The 20,395-nt window shown below is 55.5% G+C and carries 17 protein-coding genes; 6 read left to right on the top strand and 11 right to left on the bottom strand.

What is annotated here, in order from left to right; translation table 11 throughout:
* Positions 1-43: 43 nt before the first annotated feature.
* Positions 44-2,431, top strand: coding sequence for a DUF1080 domain-containing protein (locus K1Y02_01395; protein MBX7254985.1), 2,388 nt, complete (start codon positions 44-46; stop codon positions 2,429-2,431).
* On the opposite strand, the gene K1Y02_01400 is transcribed toward K1Y02_01395, so the two are convergent.
* Positions 2,412-2,636, bottom strand: coding sequence for a DUF2905 domain-containing protein (locus K1Y02_01400; protein ID MBX7254986.1), 225 nt, complete (start codon positions 2,634-2,636; stop codon positions 2,412-2,414). The genes K1Y02_01395 and K1Y02_01400 overlap by 20 nt on opposite strands.
* A 128-nt stretch (positions 2,637-2,764) precedes the next feature.
* Here K1Y02_01400 and K1Y02_01405 point away from each other — a divergent pair, with 128 nt between their 5' ends.
* Entirely contained in the window at positions 2,765-3,991 is a 1,227-nt protein-coding gene (locus tag K1Y02_01405) for a hypothetical protein (GenBank protein ID MBX7254987.1), read from the top strand.
* A gap of 5 nt (positions 3,992-3,996) precedes the next feature.
* On the opposite strand, the gene yhbY is transcribed toward K1Y02_01405, so the two are convergent.
* Positions 3,997-4,299 (bottom strand): ribosome assembly RNA-binding protein YhbY, encoded by a 303-nt coding sequence (gene yhbY / locus K1Y02_01410; protein ID MBX7254988.1) that lies wholly within the window; start codon positions 4,297-4,299, stop codon positions 3,997-3,999.
* 359 nt (positions 4,300-4,658) lie between these two features.
* Between yhbY and K1Y02_01415 the strand changes: the two genes are divergently transcribed.
* Both K1Y02_01415 and K1Y02_01420 read left to right on the top strand, forming a co-directional pair.
* Positions 4,659-5,864 carry a type II secretion system F family protein gene (locus K1Y02_01415; protein ID MBX7254989.1) on the top strand — a complete coding sequence of 402 codons (1,206 nt, stop codon included), beginning with the start codon at positions 4,659-4,661 and terminating at the stop codon, positions 5,862-5,864.
* A 271-nt stretch (positions 5,865-6,135) separates the two neighbouring features.
* A complete protein-coding gene (locus K1Y02_01420) occupies positions 6,136-6,882 on the top strand; it encodes a superoxide dismutase (protein MBX7254990.1) in 747 nt (248 codons plus the stop codon).
* A gap of 70 nt (positions 6,883-6,952) precedes the next feature.
* On the opposite strand, the gene K1Y02_01425 is transcribed toward K1Y02_01420, so the two are convergent.
* Together K1Y02_01425 and K1Y02_01430 are read right to left on the bottom strand one after the other, a co-directional pair.
* Positions 6,953-8,560 (bottom strand): acyl--CoA ligase, encoded by a 1,608-nt coding sequence (locus K1Y02_01425; GenBank protein MBX7254991.1) that lies wholly within the window; start codon positions 8,558-8,560, stop codon positions 6,953-6,955.
* 52 nt (positions 8,561-8,612) lie between these two features.
* Positions 8,613-9,491: a MaoC family dehydratase N-terminal domain-containing protein gene (locus K1Y02_01430; protein MBX7254992.1), complete on the bottom strand. Its 879-nt coding sequence runs from the start codon at positions 9,489-9,491 to the stop codon at positions 8,613-8,615.
* 161 nt (positions 9,492-9,652) lie between these two features.
* On the opposite strand from K1Y02_01430, the gene K1Y02_01435 reads away from it, so the two are divergent.
* Entirely contained in the window at positions 9,653-10,531 is an 879-nt protein-coding gene (locus K1Y02_01435) for a TIGR02757 family protein (protein ID MBX7254993.1), read from the top strand.
* Between the two features lie 163 nt (positions 10,532-10,694).
* The gene (locus K1Y02_01440; protein ID MBX7254994.1) at positions 10,695-11,285 is read left to right on the top strand and encodes a peroxiredoxin; all 591 of its coding nucleotides are present in this window, start codon (positions 10,695-10,697) and stop codon (positions 11,283-11,285) included.
* Between the two features lie 60 nt (positions 11,286-11,345).
* On the opposite strand, the gene K1Y02_01445 is transcribed toward K1Y02_01440, so the two are convergent.
* The 7 genes from K1Y02_01445 to tsaB all read right to left on the bottom strand — a co-directional run bounded on the left by K1Y02_01445 (position 11,346) and on the right by tsaB (position 20,324).
* On the bottom strand, positions 11,346-12,425 hold the full coding sequence (locus K1Y02_01445) for a flippase-like domain-containing protein (protein MBX7254995.1): 1,080 nt from the start codon (positions 12,423-12,425) through the stop codon (positions 11,346-11,348).
* Positions 12,426-12,523: 98 nt separating this feature from the next.
* Positions 12,524-15,268 carry a CocE/NonD family hydrolase gene (locus K1Y02_01450; protein MBX7254996.1) on the bottom strand — a complete coding sequence of 915 codons (2,745 nt, stop codon included), beginning with the start codon at positions 15,266-15,268 and terminating at the stop codon, positions 12,524-12,526.
* A 168-nt stretch (positions 15,269-15,436) separates the two neighbouring features.
* The gene (locus tag K1Y02_01455) at positions 15,437-15,940 is read right to left on the bottom strand and encodes a hypothetical protein (protein ID MBX7254997.1); all 504 of its coding nucleotides are present in this window, start codon (positions 15,938-15,940) and stop codon (positions 15,437-15,439) included.
* Positions 15,937-16,533 (bottom strand): dephospho-CoA kinase, encoded by a 597-nt coding sequence (gene coaE / locus K1Y02_01460; protein MBX7254998.1) that lies wholly within the window; start codon positions 16,531-16,533, stop codon positions 15,937-15,939. The genes K1Y02_01455 and coaE overlap by 4 nt, the downstream gene beginning before the upstream one ends.
* A gap of 3 nt (positions 16,534-16,536) precedes the next feature.
* Positions 16,537-19,140: a hypothetical protein gene (locus tag K1Y02_01465; GenBank protein MBX7254999.1), complete on the bottom strand. Its 2,604-nt coding sequence runs from the start codon at positions 19,138-19,140 to the stop codon at positions 16,537-16,539.
* Between the two features lie 30 nt (positions 19,141-19,170).
* On the bottom strand, positions 19,171-19,632 hold the full coding sequence (rimI, locus tag K1Y02_01470; GenBank protein ID MBX7255000.1) for a ribosomal protein S18-alanine N-acetyltransferase: 462 nt from the start codon (positions 19,630-19,632) through the stop codon (positions 19,171-19,173).
* Positions 19,629-20,324 (bottom strand): tRNA (adenosine(37)-N6)-threonylcarbamoyltransferase complex dimerization subunit type 1 TsaB, encoded by a 696-nt coding sequence (gene tsaB / locus K1Y02_01475; protein MBX7255001.1) that lies wholly within the window; start codon positions 20,322-20,324, stop codon positions 19,629-19,631. The genes rimI and tsaB overlap by 4 nt, the downstream gene beginning before the upstream one ends.
* Between the last annotated feature and the right edge of the window lie 71 nt (positions 20,325-20,395).

Below are 20,395 nucleotides of genomic sequence, written 5' to 3' on the forward strand. Positions count from 1 at the left end.
CGGTCCTATCGTGTATGTGTTCAAAGAAGGGGAGTCGCTGCCCATGAAAGCCTCCGTTGCATTGTCCCTTTTGTGCGTCATGAGCCAAACCGCGTTCGCACAGACAATCAGCGTGAACCCCAACAAGCACGTTGGGCGTGTTGATCCCCTTCTGTACGGTCAGTTCCTGGAGCACATCTACAAATCGGTCGTCGACGGTCTTTGGGGACAATTGGTTCGTGGCCCGAGCTTCGAAGAAGCACCCATGACCTTGGGCAAAGAATGGAACACTCCGAGCGGGAATTGGCGATTCGACGGCGCGGAATTGCTGTGCGAAGGCAGCGGCCCCGATGCGCAAATAACAACCGGCGATCCAGCGTGGACCGATTATGATTTCTCGGTGGATGCGCGCAAGGAAGGCGGAGCGGAAGGATTCCTCATTCTGTTTCGCGCCAAGGACGCAGACAATTTCTATTGGTGGAACCTCGGCGGGTGGGGCAACACGTACTCCGCCGTGGAGCATGAAGTTGGCGGCAGCCGCTCCTTAGTTGAAGGCACGCGCACAGATACGCGTATCGAAAGCAACCGCTGGTATCGCATTAATGTTTCGGTGAAGGGGGCGCGCGTAACCTGCTCGCTGGATGGACAAGTGCTGACGTCGTTCGATACGACTACAAATCCGGCAGGCTTTATTGGACTCGGTAGTTGGTCAACGGATGTGCGCTATCGCAACGCCAAGGTCGTTGCAGGCGATCGCACGTTGTTTGAGATGAAAGGTGTTGCACCTGAGACGAACACCTTGTGCCGTATGTGGCGCGTCGAACCTGCGGACAGTTCCGCGCGTGTGACGTGGTCGGACCAGGAGCCGCTGAACAGTGCGCGGTGTCAGCGTATTGTTGCCGATGGCAAAGGCGGAGGAATTGCCCAGGACGGTCTCTGTGTTGAAGCGGGCGTGAAATACATCGGATCGCTTTGGTTGCGCGGGAACGGTGAAGTAACCGTGAGTTTGCAGACCGGCGATGACGTACAGGAACAGCACTTCACGATCAACGGAGACGAATGGACGGAGCAGCCGCTCACATTCGTACCGGACATTTCGTCGGATGCGGCAACTCTGTCTATTAGGCTCGATACATCCGGTGATATTACGGTCGACCAGTGTACGCTCCATCGTTCAGGCACTCCCTACCGTCAGTCAATCTTTGAAGCCGTTGAAGGGATTCGTCCCACGTTTATTCGGTGGCCGGGGGGCTGCTTTGCTGAACGATATCGATGGAAGGACGGTATTGGGGCTCCATCTCAGCGTGTGACGAAACCAAACTACGCGTGGGGAAATCTGGACCCGAACAGTTTTGGCACGCTGGAGTTCCTCGAGATGTGCGAGGAACTCGATAGCGAGCCTGTACTCGTTCTCAATATCGGCCAACATGAGAGTCCCGACAGAACTCAGGACTACGTCAAAGAGGCGCTGGAGTGGTTCGACTACTGCAACGGAGACGTCTCCACCGAATTTGGCGCGCTGCGTGCGGCGCATGGACATCCGGAGCCCTTTAAGGTCAGATACTGGGAGATAGGAAACGAGACGTGGGGACTAGGACCGCAAGGTTATGTTGAGCGTCTTAAGCCCTTTGCTGAAGCGCTTCGCGCGCGCGATGCCAACGTGAAGATTCTGGTCTGCGGCAGTGGAGGCCACGATCTGAACTGGAATAAGACCATTATCGAGTCGGCTGCTGACTACGCGGACTTCATTTCTGTGCATCAATATATGGAGGGACCGTTTGACGCAGAGATGCGAGACGGTGTCGTGTATCCTGAGTTTTTAGGCAAGACAGCCGCGCTCATCGCTACGAGCAAGAACCCTTCCATGAAGATTGCGGTAACGGAATGGAATCAACAATCTATCCGTCTTCGCACGGGGCTCTATGCGGGCCTCGTTTTGAATGGATTCGAGCGGCTCGGCGACGTCGTAACCATGAGTTGCCCGGCCCTATTTATACGCAATGTCGATGCACCCTCATGGAACAATGCTTTCATTAATCACGACGGGTGCAAGGCTTTTGTGGCGCCGAACTATCTCGTAATGAAGATGTACCGAGACAATTTCGCGAGCGTTCGCGTCGAATGCGAGGCCCCGGAATCGCTCAATGCCATTGCAACCTGGGACAGCGAAACCGACGACGTAATCCTGAAGGTTGTCAATCCTTCGCCGACTGATGATGTGACCGCGACAATTTCCATCAAAGGCCGCAACACCCTTCAATTCAGGAAGTGGACAGTGTGGTCTCCAACTATCGATGACGAGAATAGTCTTGAACTGCCTGACAAGATCAAGATTGAAATGTCGTTTAGTACCCCGGCAGTCCGTTTCCCGGCGCACTCGGTGGTTGTGTTGCGCTCGGTGACTGGGTGGGAAGGAAAGACGATCGAGGAGATTACCGAAGACGTCCTATAAGGTAGAGGACTGCCGACAGAATTATGCTAATCAAGATTGAGGTGCCCAGGGGGAAGTAGAACTTGAAATTCTCCCTCTCGATGCGAATGTCGCCTGGCAGGCGCCCAAGTCCGAAGTAGTTCACTTTACCTCCGAAATACAGGAGGACACCCGCCACCGTTACGAGCACGCCGACAACAATCAGTAGTTTCGCAAAATCCTGGATCTGCATGAGTATTTCCTTTCCACGATTCTACGTCGCGCCTATCGGATTCGCAAAGCAGAAGGAAGCGTGCAGTCTGATGCGAAGAAGCGCTATAACATGGACGGTCTTTTCTGATTGCGAGGTCCATCATGTCCGAGGCGTACAGTCCCACATCGTCGACCGCCCTGTTCGTCGATTTCATGTACTTGCTCCGCGACTACGGTATACCCGTTAGTCCGCAGGACCTGCTTGATCTGAATCGAGGTCTCGACCGGGGAATTGTTCATACTCTCGATGACTTGTTTGTATTTGCGCGATTGACGTTCGTCCGGCGCAAGGAGCATATGGATGCGTTTGAGCGTGCATTTGCCCACTATTTCTTTGGCATTGACCTCCCTCAGGTCGCCGAAGGAGACCCTGAGTTGCTCCGGACTAAGGCCTTCAAGGAGTGGCTCGCGCGGCAAATCGCCGAAGGAAAACTACCCGAGCGCGCGGTCTATTTGATGAGCGCAGAAGAATTGATGGCTCGATTTTGGGAGACCCTTCGCGAGCAAATGGAGGCCCACGAAGGCGGCAGTAAGTGGATAGGTCAAAAGGGGAACTCGCCATTTGGGCATTCCGGCAACGCGGAGCGCGGCGTGCGCGTGGAGGGACGCTCGCGCAATCGATCTGCGCTTCAGGTCATTGCCAACCGCCGCTATGTCGCTTACTCGGACTCGAATGTCTTGAGGTCGGAGAACTTGCGGCAGGCACTCGAAACCATGAAACACATGAAAGATGCCGGGCCCAGGAACCTTCTGAATCTCAATGAGACCATTCGGCGCACGGCGCGAAACGGGGGAGAAATTGACCTCGTATTCGAGCGCGAACTGCGCGACCGGATCAGTGTCGTGTTATTCGTCGACAATGGTGGTTACTCCATGGATCCTCATATCGATGTCACGCGCACGCTTTTCGGCAAGATGCACGAACGCTTTGAAGACCTTACAACGTTCTACTTCCACAATTCGATCTACCAGCACGTATGGTCGGACTATCGCCGGACCAAGAAGGTCTCGACAGAATCCATACTGCTGCGCAATCCAGACACGCGCATTGTGTTTGTCGGCGATGCGACCATGGCCCCTGAAGAGCTTGAATCGCCCTATGGCTCTCTCTATGCATATGCGCAGGACCCGAACCCAAGTATCTACTGGCTAATGCGCGTGGCGGATCGATTCAGGCACACGGTTTGGCTCAATCCCATTCCACGCGATGCCTGGGGCCGGATCTATGGAAGTTACACGTTGAACCGTGTACGCGAGTTTATTCATATGGAAGACATGACCTTGGGAGGAATCAAGGGGATGGTCGAATATCTAAGCGAAGGGGCTTGAGATGGTCAGTCTTCAAATTCAATACGCCGCTTATCTGGGTCTTCATTTTGACGGTATAGAATCGCGATATTACCGATGATCCCGGCGATAGCGCTGTCAGATCGCGAAGCGAGTTCTTCCGTGAGTTCCTTCTTCTCGTCCTTACGGTCGACAAAACGCACCTTGATTAATTCGTGGGCGGCAAGTGCTTCGGCTACCGACTGAACGACCGGGTCGGTGATACCCTGCTTGCCAACATAGACGCTGGGTTCCAAGTGGTGGGCCAGACTTCGCAAGTAGCGGCGTTGTTGGCTGTTGAGCTGAGTCATTGTCAATCGTTCCTTAAACCTGGTGTCGGGCGAATTGTCGAAATGACAAATTTTCGTCAATCTATGAAGCTATCACACAATAGAGATTCCAAAGGGAGGTCCCTGTTTACATATTGTATCCCTTACAATGCTGGTGTTTACAGCGAAAAATGGTTAATTCATGAGAGTGGTCGCTCCTTGGCGCGTAATATGCTTTATATTTGGTGGGACCGGACGTGCTCGGTGGTGTTATGCGAAGTAGTAGGAAAGGCGAGACAACCCACCCAGACTGATCTACTAGCCCATGCTGTAGAAAGGGGCTAGCCAATCACACAAGATATGGTATACTGTACACTGTTGTGGAATCGGGAGAGTAACATATGCCAGCCTTTACTTATGTAGCTCGGGCGCGGGATGGCAGTCGACGTCGGGGGACCATTACGGCAGATAACCGGCAGGCCGTGATGCGCAATCTTCAGAATCAAGGTCTCTTACCGGAGACGGTTCAGGAGAAGGGGAAGAGTTCAGGCCCACGACGCGACGCGCGCGTAAAGCCCGCGGAAATCCTAGTCTTCACCAGACAGTTGTCGACGATTGTTAATGCAGGTCTGCCGCTGCTTCAAGGGTTGGAGATTCTCGCGGAGCAGACTGAAGACGTTCGGTTTGCCGGCGTTCTGCGAGAGATCGGTGCGGATGTGGAGGGCGGTGAATCTTTCTCAGACGCTCTGCGCAAACATCCACGCGTGTTCGCGGATCTCTACGTGAGCATGGTGCGAGCAGGTGAAGCTTCAGGTAACTTGGACAATGTGCTGTTGCAGTTGGCCGACTACTTGGAATCGATGGAAGAATTGAAGCGGCGCATTCGCGCGGCCATGACGTACCCGGTCGTTGCATTCTCAATGATTCTGTTGATTGCGGCCGGTTTGATTATCTGGGTTGTCCCGCAGTTCGCTGAGATCTTTTCGAGCTTCGACCGCGCGTTGCCTGCACCGACGCAATTGCTGATTACGATCAGCGAAATCCTTCGAAGCTGGAAGGTATTTGTTGTCATTGCCCTTGCGATAGCTGCCGTGATTGGTATTCGTGCGTATGGAGCAACACCCGTAGGCCGATACAATCTGGACGCGATTAAACTGCGCTTGCCGGTGTTCGGAAAGATGTTGCGCAAAGTCGCCATCAGCCGTTTTGCCCGCACGTTGAGCACTCTGACTCGAAGCGGCGTCGCCATACTTGCGGCGCTCGAGATTGTGGAGCGGACGGCCGGCAACGAGGTTTTTGCGCGCGCGGTGCGTAAAGCAGGCGACAGTGTTCGAGGCGGTGAGACCCTGGCAGAACCTCTGGCGCGTAGCGGAGAATTCCCCGCGATGGTCACGCGTATGATTGGCGTGGGTGAGAAGACAGGCGCGCTCGAGCAGATGCTTTCGAAGATTTCCGATTTCTACGATTCTGAAGTGAAAGCCGCTGTTGATGCCCTCACCAGCCTGATTGAGCCTTTGCTTATCCTCATGATGGGTATTGTCGTGGGTGGTATCGTTATCGCGTTGTTCATGCCGATTCTCCAACTCTCCAGCTTGGTCCAGACGTAGACCAGAGCCTTAGGGCGACTTCACCCGGGACGCTGCGACGTGCGGCGTCCCGGTTTTTCTTTGGAGACGCTGACTACGCAGCGGAATGTGAATCCGCGCGCGAGTGTTCTCTCCTACGATGTCTTCACCCGTGGAAGTGTCAGGAACGGGTGCATTGCAAGGCAAGGCTCGGGCGACCGATAAGCTTGGTGACGATTCAGGCTTTGACTACCGGCGCGCGCTGGCAGTCCGGAGGGCAGGCCCGCCAACCACACGAACGAGGAAGGAAATCATGGAGAATTCGCGGAGAGACTTTCTGAAGACGGCGAGTGGCATTGCGGCGGCGGCGACGTTGGCCGGGGCGCCGGTGGCGGCCGCGGCGGAGGGGGCGGCAAAGGAAGAAGCGGCCGGTTTGGGCAAAGTCACGGAGCACACGTTACCTCCACTGCCGTATCCGTACGAAGCTCTCGAACCGTATATCGACGTCAAGACGATGCAACTCCACCATGACAAGCACCACGCTGCATACGTGAAAGGACTGAACACCGCCGAGGCCGCATTGGCAAAGGCGCGGGCCGCGAACGATTTCGCGATGATTCAGTATTGGTCGAAGTCGGCAGCATTCAACGGCGGCGGTCACGCGCTGCATTCGTTGTTCTGGACGATCATGGCGCCCAATGGAAAGGGCGGCGGCGGAGAACCTTCGGGCGCGCTCGGTGACAAAATCAAGGAAGATTTCGGCAGTTTCGATGCTTTCAAGGCACATTTCGCCGCGGCAGCGAAGGGTGTCGAAGGCGCGGGCTGGGGCTTACTCCATTACCGCCACTCGGACAGCCGTTTGATCGTGTTGCAGGCAGAGAATCAGCACAAGCTCTCTCAGTGGGACACGACACCTCTGATGGGTATCGATGTGTGGGAGCATGCCTATTATTTGAAGTACCAGAATGACCGCGCCGCGTACGTGGATGCGTGGTGGAACGTGGTCAATTGGCCTCAGGTCGCTAAGAACTTCGATGCGGCGGCAGCAAAGAAGGCCTAACGTCTATAGCTGAATGGAAAAATGTGGAATAAGAGGGCGTGGGCGTCGGTCTCGCGCCCTCTTTGACTTATCAGCTGCCCTTCTGGTCTTTACTCATTGAGGCAAGCTCTTCGCGAAGCGCGAGTTTGTTCACCTTCCCGTTGGGTAACAGCGGCAACATCGGGCGAACCTCAATCTTCTTTGGAACTTTGAAGTTGGCCAAATGCTGTGTGCAGTATTCGTGAATTGTCTCTGACTCAACGGTCCGCCCTGGGTAGGGCATGACAAAGGCGTGGCCTACTTCCTGATAGACTTTGTGCGGTACACCGATGACCGCCGCCATTAGTACATTGGGAATGGACTCGATGACATCCTCGATTTCTCGCGGGTAGATGTTTTCGCCTCCGGACTTGAACATTTCCGATTTGCGCCCGGTAACGTGAAGATTGCGGTTTTCGTCAAGCCAACCCAGGTCGCCCGAGTAGTACCATCCTGCTTCGTCGACGACTTCTTTGGTGAGGTCCGGCCGGTTGAAATACCCTTTCATCAAGAATGGACCGCGGACAGCAATTTCACCTACGCGCCCTTGGGGCACCTCGACGCGTTGATCGTCGACAATGCGGAGTTCGAAACCTTCCGCTATCTTGCCTGCCGTGTGAGCCAGCGTGTTGAGATCGTCGCCCGGACTTGAATAGCTGACGAACCCGCCCATTTCCGTGGAGCCGTACCCTGTCTTCATCTTCGCGCCGGTTTCGCTGCTAATGTGATGAAGCACATCCAGGACCAGAGCTGGCGCCGCCGACCCCGACCACGCAAAAGCCTCTACGCTTGACCAGTCGGTCTCGGGGAACTTAGGAGTACCAAATTCGAGCAAGAACATGGCTGGAACTTGGCCAAACAGGGTGATGCGCTCGCGCTCGACGGTTTCTAGGGTAGCCGTGGGATCGAATCGATCCATGAGTACGCAGGTCCCTCCGCCGTAGACAGTCCCGAACCCGATCTCGATATCCGCGGCAACGTGGTTTATTGGAAAGTGCAGCAGGCTTCGAAGGGGAGACTTCATGGCCATAAGGCGTTGTACCTGTACGCTCACGTTTCCAAGGATACTTGCATGGCTATGCACAACTCCCTTGGGCTTGCCCGTGGAGCCGGAGGTATACATGAGAAGGGCGTTATCGTCTCGATTGACTGCTGCCGCTCGCGCTTCGAGCGTGGCGTCGAGATCGGCTCGCTCCTGCACCGTCTCTTCATCGTACGAGGCGGCTTCCTCGAATACATCGCCGATGACCAGCAACTTCTTGATGCATGGGTACTCGGATTTAAGCGTCGCGAGGTCAGAGGCAAGGTCCTTACCCGCGAATTGCCGCACCGCAATCAGGACTGTCGGTTGGCTGTCTCCAATGATGTAACGGTGCTCGTCGAGCGAGAACTTGGGTGACATGCCGAGCCACATGGCACCGACTTTGTTGGCGGCCATGAATGTGACAAGGAACTCGGGCCGCGCCATGGAAAGCATTGCGACGCGATCCCCGTGGTTGACTCCGGCGGCAAGAAACGCCTTGGCGGTCCGATTCATTTTGCATTCGAAATCGGCGTAGGTGATTCGCTCGTTTCCGAATACAAGTGCCTCGGCGTCGGGTTTCTGCTTTGCCCACTTTTCAACGTAGCGCCACGTGAAGCCGAGGTCCGGCTGCTGCATTAGAAAGGACTCCTCATGGTGTGAAGCACGCCGAGCGGCGTGCGGGGGAGATTCATTTGGCGATGACCACGAAACCATCGCTGATGGCCCGCTTCCCATCTTGATTGCGGACCTCAAAGAAGTTCGTGATCGTATCCTCCTGCTCGGTCTTGCCGAGAAGGCGTATGGTTACGTCCGACCCTGGAAATACCATGCCGGTAAAGCGGCATCCCAGCCGCTTCAGACGCGTCGGGTCGGCGTTTGCTTCCGCGTTGATAACGTCGCGAATGGCCCAGGATAACGTGCAGGTACCGCAAATGATGCTATCCGGCAAGCCGACCCATTTGGCGAATTGCCGCGAGGTGTGAATGGGGTTATAGATATCCGCACACCCATCGTAGATGTGCGCGGCAAGCGGACTCACGTGTTGGTGATTCTCCCAGATTGGACCGCCGTCCGGGTGAAAGCGCGGAGTAGGGGGAAGCGCGTCCTGGCCTGCACCCTTGTCGAGCAGTTTAACGCCTCTCAGGATGGCGCCCGCGTATTCGGTGAAGACTGGCTCCTGAGCTTGATTGAACGCCCGAAACTTGATGACGAAATAGGTGCCACCGCGATGCGGTTGGATGGTTGCCACTTCGGCGTTGATCGTGATAGCGTCGCCCGGCTTCATCGTTCGATGAAACTCGATCTGCTCGGTGTAATGGACCTGGTGAACAAGCAGATGAAGCGGAAACTCATCTGGCGACCAGAAATCTTCGGCCTTTTCGCCGAACGGCCACGTCAAGGCGACACTCAGCATAGGCGGGACAATGATCCCGTCTTCCCTGACGTCGTCAAGATACATGGGGTTGGCGTCACCGGTTGCCGCGGCAAAATTCATCGAATGCCGCCAGGTAATCTCTTTAGTAAGTGGTTTGGCGACTGCACCAACAGAATCAGAAGTAGCTTCCATGGAATCCCTTTTGAGATGCTTGCCCAACAAGGACTCTGGACAAGACGGACAATCAACGCATACGTTCGTAAACGGTAGCATTTTTTGGTAGGAAAAGTGAAGGATCATTCCCATGCCGAAATTGGCGTATCCTGGGGACTGAAACGAGGATGGGTTCATTGATGGTTGGGTCAACTTCCTCATGCGGCCTTTCGCCAAGGCGCGGAGGATATTCGAGGCTCCGTGAGCACCTTGAGGCGCTCTATTCGCAGTACAATCGCCCGGAGTTCATTCATCCCGATCCCCTGGAATGCGTGTATCGCTTCGCCGACGCGAGCGATCGGGAAATCGTGGGGCTCATTGCGTCGAGTTTGGCATTTGGCGGCGTCAAGCAGATTGTCGCCAGCATAGGTGTCGTTCTGACGCGATTGGAGAACACGCCCTCATCGATTTCCCGCCTTTCCGAGACCGAATTGCGGCGCGTATGTGCCGGTTTTAAGCATCGTTACGCCACGGGTGAGGACCTGTTCCAGCTTCTGAAGGGGGTCAAAAATGCTGTGGCGGAGTTTGGGTCCCTGAATGCTTGCTTTATGGTCGGCTACATTCGGGGCAACGACACCGTGATTCCAGCCCTGACGGCGTTTGTATCGCGTTTAAGGGAGCGCGACCCGCGTCCGCGAAATTTCCTGTTGCCTATTCCATCTGATGGGAGCGCCTGCAAGCGCCTGCACATGTACCTGCGGTGGATGGTCCGCCGCGACGCCGTTGATCCAGGGGTCTGGGAGGGGATATCGCCGAGCCAGCTCATAGTTCCGGTGGATACGCACATGTTCCGCATGGCCAAGTTACTTGGCTTCACCTCACGATCCCAGGGAGACCTCAGGGCTGCTCAGGAGATTACCGCCGCCTTTGCCCAAATCACCCCGCAAGACCCCGTTCGCTACGACTTTGCCTTGACAAGGCTCGGTATCCGATCCGATACTACGGGGTATAAATCCTTGGCAACGTATCGGGCTCTTTCGCAAGGCGAGAGTGCGGTAAAGGCGAGGTCTGCGGAATAGGTGACGCCCATCCGTGCGTTTCTCCTACGATTGCCTGGGGGTAGTCTCTCTGGAAACGAACCCGATTAACCAAGCAAATGCTGTCATGCAGTATCCATCGCGGATTCGGTGCAGGTGCTGCACAGTGGGAATAGCAGAACGAAGTAGTAAGGAGGAATGACCTATGTCGACCCTGGTGACTCAGCCCGCGCCGGAATTCAAGGCGCAAACCGTGATGCCCGACAATTCGTTTGCGGAGAAGACCTTGTCGGAACTGCGCGGCAACAAGTATGCGGTAGTCTTCTTTTACCCGCTCGATTTCACCTTCGTGTGCCCGTCTGAAATCATCGCCTTCGACAAGAAGATCGATGATTTCAAGAAGCGCGATTGTGAAGTAATCGGCATCTCCGTGGACTCACATTTCACGCACTTGGCGTGGAAGAATACGGAACGCGACAAGGGCGGAATTGGCCAAGTGAAGTTCCCGCTGGTGGCAGACCTTACGAAGCAGATTTCCGAGTCGTACGGCGTGCTTGTCAATGGCGCGGTTGCACTTCGTGGGCTGTTCCTCATCGACAAATCGGGCGTTGTACGTCATGCGCTTATCAACGATCTTCCGCTTGGACGTAACGTGGACGAAGCCCTGCGTATTCTTGACGCGCTTCAGTTCACCGAGAAGTACGGGGAAGTCTGTCCGGCAAACTGGCGCCAAGGCGAAGATGGAATGAAGCCGACTGCGGAAGGCGTTGCGAGTTACCTCGCCAAGCACAAGTAAACCGTCCACAAATTCCGAATGTTCCAAGTGACCGCTCCGCACGGGGCGGTCGCTTCTCTTTCAGGCTTCCTCAGGCGCGGCGTCTTCGGCTTGAACGCTTTCTCTGCTTAACTCGAAGAAGCTGAGGCCCTCAAGATGCAAGCAGACAATCCCGAGAATGATGATGGGAAGAAGGTTGCAGACATAGGCGACTAGGGCCAACGCCGTCGCGTCGGCCAAGGTGACATTGGGTACGACCACCAATAGCGAGGCAACAATGGGGTAAGAGAAATTCACCAGCATCCCTATCCCTGGCGCGGCAGGTACACTCACGCCAAACGCCAGAAAGGCCTGAATCACAAACGGCGCGTACCAGGGCGCGTCCAGACCGAATGCTTTGAGGTAGCCTGCAAGTGCCACGACGAAACACCCCCACGTAATCAGTGAATATGTCGTCGATTTCAGCATGTCCGAAGCGGAGCGGAAAACGTGAAGTCCTTCGGCGAATTGCTCCATCACCGAGCACAGCCAATCGGAAAGGCGTTTCGACACCCGGCCAACGGTTGCGCGGGTGATTCCGAACACCAAACCCTGGTTGAGATAGAGCGCGACAAGTATGACTAGAATCGCGGAAAGCCCGATGGCGGCCGTAATACCTGCAGTTTGAACGGCTGTAGCTGGAATGGGGGGGAGTTGCTCAATACCGAAGGTTCCTGGTGGTACGACGATATCACCTGTCGGGCGGAACGCGAAGGCCGCGACGATCATCACAACGAGCAATCCAATGAGGTCGGAAACGCGATCCAAGGTTGCTAGGGCAAGACTCTTGGCAAACGTAACACGGGATAACCGCGACAAGACGATTGCCCGAACGAATTCTCCGAGTCGAAGACCAATGATGAAGTTGACCAGGAATCCCAACTGGGTCGCGCTGAACATGCTTCGGAAGGTAGCAGGGTGGACTGCCCTGACAATGTATTTCCAGCGCAAGATACGGAGCCAGAAACTGGCCCAAACTGGAATCTGCAAGAGCAAGAGCCAGAATAGGTCCACTTTTCGGATGGAAGCGTAGAGTTCCGACCAGCGGACGCCACGAAACAATACCCACGCAAGCACGCCCGCGAGTACGAGGCTGACTACAATCTGAATAGTGCGCTTCATTCGGTCATAAATTCGGTTGCGGCAAACGCGCTACTATAGCATAGCCTCACGCAAATACACACAGTGGAGAAGGGCCGGGAGTCGCGTTATCACGCCTTTCAGAGACCTGCTTTGGCGACCCCGAGTCTGAACTTGCGGAGTTGCAGGATGATTCCGAATCCGATACTCGCAAATAGGAGAACTAGACTTAGAATGACCTTGTGCCGGTCGACTGCCACCGGGATGTTCTCAAGTGGATTCTTGTCCGTCAAGAAAGCGGCGAGATCGGTTTCTCCGTTCCCATCGTAATCCGATGTCCCATCGACTGCACTGAGGTTACCGAAGTACCGGTATTCCCATTCGTCGCCGATTCCGTCGCTGTCGCTGTCCGAGGCTCCTCTTGGATTCAAGGGAAATGTGTCGGAACCATCCTGCGTACCGTCAGCATCCGTGTCAGCTCGCGACGGATCGGTCCCGAGATTGTTCTCTTGCGATTCGCTTAAACCGTCACCATCTTGATCGAAGCTGGACGGGATCGGCAGTTCGAGCGCGCTCAGGTGAGCACCTCCGACATATACCGTGTTGTTGGCTATAACCAGCGGTGCTTTCGCAGGGTCTGGAAGATCCTGTCCGTTATTGGGATTGACCTCAAACCTCGGAAAGTTGCTGCTTGATACGTGAATTCCAATGCGATGCCCCGTGTTGAAGACCAGGCTGGTGTACCACAGGTCGATGGTCAAATCGTCGGACGTGCCTGGAGTCAGAAGTGAGGGTGTCTCGAACGAATCGCGGTATTTGACCCGTTGAATACCGTCCAAGAAGAGCATTTCTCTTCCGTCGGGGTAGACATCGACAAGCTTCGCCGTAAAGTCGGTGTCTACCGCGGTGGAAGAAATTTGCAGTCGAAGAAGCACATGCCCCGTCACTTCCAGGGGAGCGGCAAGCGGCTCTGTGTAGAATTTGAGGATGTCATTTCGTGCGCCAATTGCCCGTTGGTCCATAGGCCCAGCAGGCAAGGCAAGGTTAGCTCCTCCCAAGGTTGGCACCGGGTTCGCGGGATCAAACGCAAATGTATACGAGCCTGTGGGAAGCGTTTGCTCGCCGCTCGCGAGCCTTTCACTTGTGCCCAGCCGGTAAACGCGAGCCGTTGTCGGAAAGGGCGGCCAATCGTTGGCAGTCCGCCATTCGTTGCCGGGCGCTCCTGCCTCGTCCGATGCGCCCATGATGTAATACTTCACCGTAAAGCCGAGACCCGCTCCGGTGTTCTTCATGTAGTAGTTTTGAAAAGTGCGTCGTGCAGCCGTCCTGCCGCCGGGTAAGTCGCTTGATGGAAAGGTCAACTGTCCCATGCCGCCTGCGTGAGTTCGGGGATCGATTACAAGATGTTGTTTGCCTGTCGCGCCGGCAGCGCCGCTGTGCTGTCGGGCCATAAATCCCTCAATGGCCCCCTTCTGAAACATGTCGAACCATCCGGTGAGCAGGAAGCCCGACGATGTTGTCTCTGGTGCGTGCGCGACGCCGTCGTAGGCATTCCAGTACGTATCCTTGGATGGATGACTTCGCCACGTCCCCGTATTGTCCCATGGGAGGGACATGACATCGGACTTTCTGAACACTCCACCTTGGTACACAAAGTCGGAGTAGAAGTCGCAGCAGGCGTTTTCGATGATTTGCGATGAAAGGTCAGGACAAGCGCTTGCGGCCAGCATGCTCGTAACGCCTGGGGCGGAGAATCCGACCGTACCAACCTTTCCGTTGCACCAGGGCTGAGCAAGAATCCACTGTACCGTCGCATCTGCGTCGCGTTTTTCGCCCCATCCATCCGACTCGAAAAGTTGAGCGCCAGTCCCCGTACTCCCGTTGGTTCCACGAATATCCTGGGCGACGAAGGCATAACCGTCCTGCAACCACTTTCGCGCCTCACCGCTGCTTGCGTTGCCCAACGTTGCCTTTCCGTAGGGCGTTCGCGCAAGTATGACGGGATAGGTCCCAGCGCCGGGGAGATAGTAGTCCGTGGCGAGGACAGCCCCATCCACATCCACTCCTGAAACACTGGTTTTGAGCCAGCCCTTGTAGAACTTGTTGATGGCATTTTCGAGCAGCTTCTTGTGCGCTGCATCGTTGGGATGTATGCCGTCGGGCGAAATCCCAGCGGGCATCGGCGAGTTGATGTCTCCTCCCGGAAGCGTTACGGACTTGGCCGGGGCGCCAAACCAGTACTGAAGAACGCCCCAATTGTTGAGATACTCGCAGCGGTCCGTCGCATCTGCTATCTCTTTCTTCTTGTTGCCCAGCTCAACGAACCATTGGTTGAGTTGTGTGACAGTGGCCCCATGAAAATCGAAGTGCCAGAATTTGGCTGCCGCAACAGGGTCCAGATAATCGTAATCGGCAATCACAACACGTATCGTGTTGCGCACGGCCAGGCACGTATCCACAATCTTCTTCACGTTCGCCTTGATTCCGTCCCATACCGCGGCACGCTCTTCGGGAGTCTTCGTAATGAATGCGGGATCCTGGACAGCCGTGAGGAAGTCGTTTCCGCCAATGATGAGATGGACGATGTCAATGCTTGGATACGCGGTCAATTCCTGAGTGATTAACGCCAGGTTCTCCGGCTTTGCCCATTGGGATGCCTTGCGTCCGCCCCAAGCTGTAACTTTACCCTGAGTCTCAACATCAGCTAGCCCATTCTCTGCAAGGGTCTGGTCGAATACGTCACTTGCAGGGAAGCCGTCGTGGTTTTCCGCCGAGAGGGACATCGCCCAGCTATCGCCTACGATGAGGATGCGTTTGGTTTTTGCGTGCGCGGCTGTAAGGGAAATCGTCGCGGCGAGCAGAAATGTCATGACAATTCGCAGCATGAAAAGTCTCCACCTGTCATTTGATGGCCTAAAGGAGTGAATTCCGTGCGCCGCGGACCTAGCGGTCCCCCCAGCCAAAGCATAACTCAAAAGTGGTCCGCGTGACCAATTCCCTGTAAACCTAACTTAGGGGTGAGGCAACCAAAGGGGGTTCGAACGGGGACGGGCTTAGCGGGAGTATCGCTTTTTGATGTCGGTGTAAAACTTGCCCGCTTTGGAGCGCTTTCGCTTCTTATCGACTTCGTCAAGCAAGGAATTGGGAATTCCCTTTGCTTGCGCTCGCCTGTCGGTCATTTCGTGCTCAATTTGTCGCGCGATAGTCCTGGCGGCATCGCCGAAAGCCTTGTTGAGTTCAAGCCTGCATGCCAGGCAGAACTGGGAGCCCTTCTGGGCAGGGCGGTCTTTGCAGCGAACGCACGAGGGAAGCAGTTGGGCCTCTTCGCGCATTTCCTGAAGGGCTGGCTCGCCCATTATACGGCGCACCTCGTCGTGAGAGAGGGCCGCGTAGGACGCGATTTCGTCGACCGTGCGTTTGTTGTGCAAGTACATGGCTTCGTGCACACGCTCGATGTCTTCCCTGTATCGAATGGTGCACCGGGCGCACATGGTGTTTTCTGCAAAGGGCGGAAAGATCTTCCCGCATTTCACGCAGCGTTTCTTGCCCTCAGTCATTGCGCCCGCAATTCCTCGACCAGTTTGTCTACACGGTCCTCAAGTGCCTTTAACTCGCCACTATTGTCTATCACGTGGTCTGCCAACGCAAGCTTGCTTTCCGGGGGTGTTTGCGCGGCGATGCGGCGCAGCACTTCGTCTCGAGGCATACCCCGGCCGTCCATGAGCCTTTGTATGCGAATTTCCGCCGGGCACGTGACGAGAATCAAGCCGGCCAGAAAGGGTTCCTTCTTGCCGCCTTCACTGAGGAGTGCCGCCTCGATGACCGCCAGAGAATGCCCTTGTTCCGCGAGTTTAGCGCATTCGAGTGCGATTTCCGATTGTATCTGAGGATGAAGGATTGCATTCAATAGGCGGCGGGCTTCCGAGTTAGCGAATACCAAAGATGCAAGCTTCTCTCTGTCAACGGCTCCAGCGGACAGAACTGATTCGCCAAACTCTTCGACTACACGTTTGAAGCAGGCTCCTTCACGCTCAAGTAGCTTGTGACCAATTGCGTCGGCATTTAGTACTGGAATTCCAGCGGCAGCAAGTAATTTGGCGACTTCGGATTTGCCGCTGCCAATTCCGCCCGTTAAGCCCCAAAGGCGCATCGGCTAGGTCTCGCCGCGGGCTGGAAACCGGAACTTCCGCCCGTGCGTTTGAGTAAGCGTGAGTTTGAGCAGGTTGCCCACCATAATGGGTTCTTTTGCGATGATTTCGATCAACCGTTCCTTGCCATCGGCACCGATCACATGCTCGACTTCTTCGATTTTGTCGGTGCTTTCGCATTTGATCTGAACGTCTTCGACTTCGTCAGGAAGGCGGAGGACTATCGTATTGAGTTTAATCGGACTATCGAAGGAGAGATGAACGACCTGGCGGTACACCGGGTGGTCGTCTTCACGGTATTTGACCCATCCAAAAGAGAGTGGCGTGAAGATTGGCGCGCTCAACGAATAGACTCCGCGCGGGAGGTTAGGTCTCAGCCAAAAAGCCCCGTCTGGAACGTTGAGATGATACCCGACTATGGCGAACAGCAAATGCCACGATGCAGGCGAAGCGACGTGGCGGTCGGGATTGGGGCCACAGACATCGTTCTTCTCCAAGTCCCACATCATAGGCTGATTGAACGTCCGCCCTCGGCGCCCATGAATGTTCTTGTATGTCTTCTGCACAACGTAGATGCCGCGATCGGCATAACCGTGTCGTATGAGAAGGCACGCGAACTGAGCCGCGTCGAGATTCGGCCACGATACTCCGGCCAATGAATCGTGTACTGGCTTACCCTGCGAGGCCAACTCTTCGGGGAGTACGCCCGCCGATATCCCTGTCTTTCGTTCATTGAGCCGGCAAATCGCACCAAGTGCCCGCTTAATGCGATCGGGCGGAAACAGAGATCCAAGACAAAGGTAATCCGCGTACCACTGGCCCGCGAGCTGTCCGGCAAGGCATGTGTTGTCTGCCTTGAGGTCTCCTTCTGACGCCGCTTCGTTCCACGCGAGGCGATAATAACCACCTTCTTCGTACCAGAGTTTAGTCTCGAAACTCTTCATGGCCACGAGCAACAACTCATCCCACTTGGTCGCCTCATCCTTGTGGCCGAGCTTGCGGCAAAGCCTTGAGAATGCGCGCAATGCCGCAATCCAGAGACTTCCCACATAGCTGGAGACGCCATCGATGCGCACGCCATCGTACGTGGTGGAGACACCTCGTTGTTCGGGCAGACCATCCCGGTCGCGGTCGCACGCCAACACGTGTTCCATCGCTTTGCGCGCACTCGGGAAAATGTGGTCTACGATGAAGCGCCGTCCCGTGCTGATGTAGTTGCGATATACCATCAAGACGTACTTGATGTTTACGTCGACCAATTCATCTTCAGATGCGCCATGCGAAGGACGGTGAAGGCAACCGTTGCCGAGGTATCGATAGATTCGACCAGGCGCGGTCTCATCTTTGAGGCGGCTCACCAACGCCAGTTCCCCGTCATCGAGCCTAGGAAAGAACAGATGCGTTCCGATGGAACTGTAGAACCGTCTATCCAACGATCCGGTGAGCGGGTTCTGCGGTGACTCCATCATCCCAAAGTCGTTGCTTTTGGTGAGAATCGCGTTGGTAGAAAACACGTAGTTGTTGTTGATGAGCATCCGGCTCATCCAACGAGGCAACGAGGCCGAGAGAATACGATTATGCCAGTCATCCACCGCTTGAAAGTAATATCGGTAGTACGTGAGCGCTTGCGTCGCAACGGCAATGGAATCGGGATAGGTGTTCGTGTATCCGTTGCCTTGGTCGATGCCCTCTACCTCGAATAGGGGGCAATACCACGCCAGCACGTACACCAGGCTGCGTCCCTTTTTCGGGGGCAAGTCGAAGGTGCTGCAGACGGCGCCCGAATGGCTTTCCTCGCTTCGGGAAATCTTGTTACTGAGCTTTCCGTCGTAGTAGAACTGCCCCCAAAGCACGTCCAATTCGCGGGGGTCGCGTTCATTCCAGCCCATAACGGTAACGGCAACGTCTTGCTGCTGCTTTGCAAGCAGACAGTAGTTGCCTTCGGCGTTGCTGCGGAAGTCGCGGCGAAAACCAAACTCGAGTCCCGCCAGTCTGGGGGGTTCTTCCTGGGCTGAGGCGGCTTCCTCTTGCTTGAGTTTCGGTTTTTCGTCTCTGACGACCACTGGACGTGTGGGGCCGCGCCTTTCGGGGAAAGATGTCCCCGTACATCCGCACAGATTCTCCCAATTCACAAGAGTAGAGACTTCGTAGCTGACGTCGGTTGGGTTATTGACGTAGAAGGACAAAAACACTACGGGGAGAATCGACGCTTGGTCGTCGTAGGGGATGATTGGACTGAGCGCAGTCCAACTTACTTCAAGTGGAAACAGGCCCTCTTCAAGACGGTAGTTGGAGGAGGGATACAGTCCACGCCAACCGAGCTGTTCAGACGGAGTATAGGCGGGGACAATCCCAGCTTCTTCAAACGGCAGCGCTGAGTCCGGCTGAAGAATACGTGTTTGAACTTTGCCTCTTCGAGCAGCGCGAACAGCGATGAATGAACCCGGCGAGACTTCAATTCGTTCCGCTACGGTACGGTTATTGTTGATGGTGATATTTCGAAACCGGCCGTCTCGCCCTAATTCCAGACTCCCGGCTCCAACTCCCCCTAAGGGTACACCTGCTGTCTGGAATTGATCGTCTGCGTCGGCACGTTCTACTTCGCGCATGGACATGCACTCACACGCAATTCAACATGTTTATTCAAGTTCCTTGAGCATGACAACGGCATCTTCGCCGGTCTTGGGATAGTAGTTCTTACGAAGTCCCACGGGACGGAAGCCCGCGCGCTCGTAGAGAACGCGTGCCCGATGATTGGAAACGCGCACTTCAAGCGTCGCCATTCGCGCGCCAACCTCAACGGCTTTCGCGAGAAGAAAATCCAGCAAGCGACGCCCATACCCGATACCCCGGTATTCGTTGCGAATGGTGACGCTTGTGATATGTGCTTCATCCAGCACAAGCCAGAATCCACCGTAACCAATAATCAGATCACCCATGAAGACGACGTAGAAATGGGATCGGTAGCTGCGTGCCTCTTCTCGAAACATGCCCTCGGTCCAAGGCTCTGGGTACGCCTCGGACTCGATTTCAAGAAGCGCATGAATATGCTTGGGTTCAATGGGCACAAAGCTCAGTGCTGTGGATTCGCTCACACTCATGAGACAACCGCTCTGTCGCGCGCCTGCTCTGCTTGGGATACGCGCAAGTATACGGGGACCACTTCGTCCGGATTCGTCGCCACGGCACCAGACTCAAGAATGTGACGAGCCTCCTGCGCTACGGCGGATGCGCGCGGAGCGCCGAACAAGGGGCCCAATATGTGAGATTCGGGGCGCATGCGCGCAATCTCCGATCGATACAGCAGAGCGCCGTCGCCAAGGTAGTAAGCCTCGGCAGGTGCATTTTCCAAGAAAGCTTGAACGGAACACACTCGATCGGGGGAAAGCTTGACAGGGGAGAGGGACTGAATGGCGTATGCAGCGCCGAAGACCTCACCCATCTTGGCATCGAGCAGCGGACATACCGTTCCGCTCGAGATTCCAACCATTCGCGCCATGGCATCAAGGGTTAGGACTCCGATCAGCGGAAGCCGCGCGCCCACAGCCAGTCCCTTCATTGCTGCAAGACCTACTCGGAGTCCAGTGAACGAGCCAGGTCCAATCGTAACGGCCAGTGCACCGAGGTCAGCCAGGGTCAACGAGACTTCCTTGAGGGCCCAGTCGACGGTAGCAAGCAGGCGCTCGGTATGGCGGCGGTCACACTCCAGGGTCGCCTCGACGAGGACCGAGTCTTGGCGGCAGATGGCGATAGAGAGGCTTGAAGTGGACGTGTCTACGGCGAGTAATTTCATGGCTTATAGATGATAACGCCGGATCGCGCACAGGATCAAATGTGCGCAGTAAACTAAACAGTTTGAACGGC

The organism is Candidatus Hydrogenedentota bacterium (assembly GCA_019695095.1).
Classification (GTDB): Bacteria; Hydrogenedentota; Hydrogenedentia; order Hydrogenedentales; family SLHB01; genus JAIBAQ01.

What these genes read in the sequence shown, in the direction of transcription:
- K1Y02_01395 (MBX7254985.1), top strand. Translation starts at nt 44, where the DNA reads ATGAAAGCCTCCGTTGCATTGTCCCTTTTGTGCGTCATGAGCCAAACC.
- K1Y02_01405 (MBX7254987.1), top strand. Translation starts at nt 2,765, where the DNA reads ATGTCCGAGGCGTACAGTCCCACATCGTCGACCGCCCTGTTCGTCGAT.
- yhbY (MBX7254988.1), bottom strand. Translation starts at nt 4,299, where the DNA reads ATGACTCAGCTCAACAGCCAACAACGCCGCTACTTGCGAAGTCTGGCC.
- K1Y02_01415 (MBX7254989.1), top strand. Translation starts at nt 4,659, where the DNA reads ATGCCAGCCTTTACTTATGTAGCTCGGGCGCGGGATGGCAGTCGACGT.
- K1Y02_01420 (MBX7254990.1), top strand. Translation starts at nt 6,136, where the DNA reads ATGGAGAATTCGCGGAGAGACTTTCTGAAGACGGCGAGTGGCATTGCG.
- K1Y02_01425 (MBX7254991.1), bottom strand. Translation starts at nt 8,560, where the DNA reads ATGCAGCAGCCGGACCTCGGCTTCACGTGGCGCTACGTTGAAAAGTGG.
- K1Y02_01430 (MBX7254992.1), bottom strand. Translation starts at nt 9,491, where the DNA reads ATGGAAGCTACTTCTGATTCTGTTGGTGCAGTCGCCAAACCACTTACT.
- K1Y02_01435 (MBX7254993.1), top strand. Translation starts at nt 9,653, where the DNA reads ATGGTTGGGTCAACTTCCTCATGCGGCCTTTCGCCAAGGCGCGGAGGA.
- K1Y02_01440 (MBX7254994.1), top strand. Translation starts at nt 10,695, where the DNA reads ATGTCGACCCTGGTGACTCAGCCCGCGCCGGAATTCAAGGCGCAAACC.
- K1Y02_01445 (MBX7254995.1), bottom strand. Translation starts at nt 12,425, where the DNA reads ATGAAGCGCACTATTCAGATTGTAGTCAGCCTCGTACTCGCGGGCGTG.
- K1Y02_01450 (MBX7254996.1), bottom strand. Translation starts at nt 15,268, where the DNA reads ATGCTGCGAATTGTCATGACATTTCTGCTCGCCGCGACGATTTCCCTT.
- K1Y02_01455 (MBX7254997.1), bottom strand. Translation starts at nt 15,940, where the DNA reads ATGACTGAGGGCAAGAAACGCTGCGTGAAATGCGGGAAGATCTTTCCG.
- coaE (MBX7254998.1), bottom strand. Translation starts at nt 16,533, where the DNA reads ATGCGCCTTTGGGGCTTAACGGGCGGAATTGGCAGCGGCAAATCCGAA.
- K1Y02_01465 (MBX7254999.1), bottom strand. Translation starts at nt 19,140, where the DNA reads ATGCGCGAAGTAGAACGTGCCGACGCAGACGATCAATTCCAGACAGCA.
- rimI (MBX7255000.1), bottom strand. Translation starts at nt 19,632, where the DNA reads ATGAGTGTGAGCGAATCCACAGCACTGAGCTTTGTGCCCATTGAACCC.
- tsaB (MBX7255001.1), bottom strand. Translation starts at nt 20,324, where the DNA reads ATGAAATTACTCGCCGTAGACACGTCCACTTCAAGCCTCTCTATCGCC.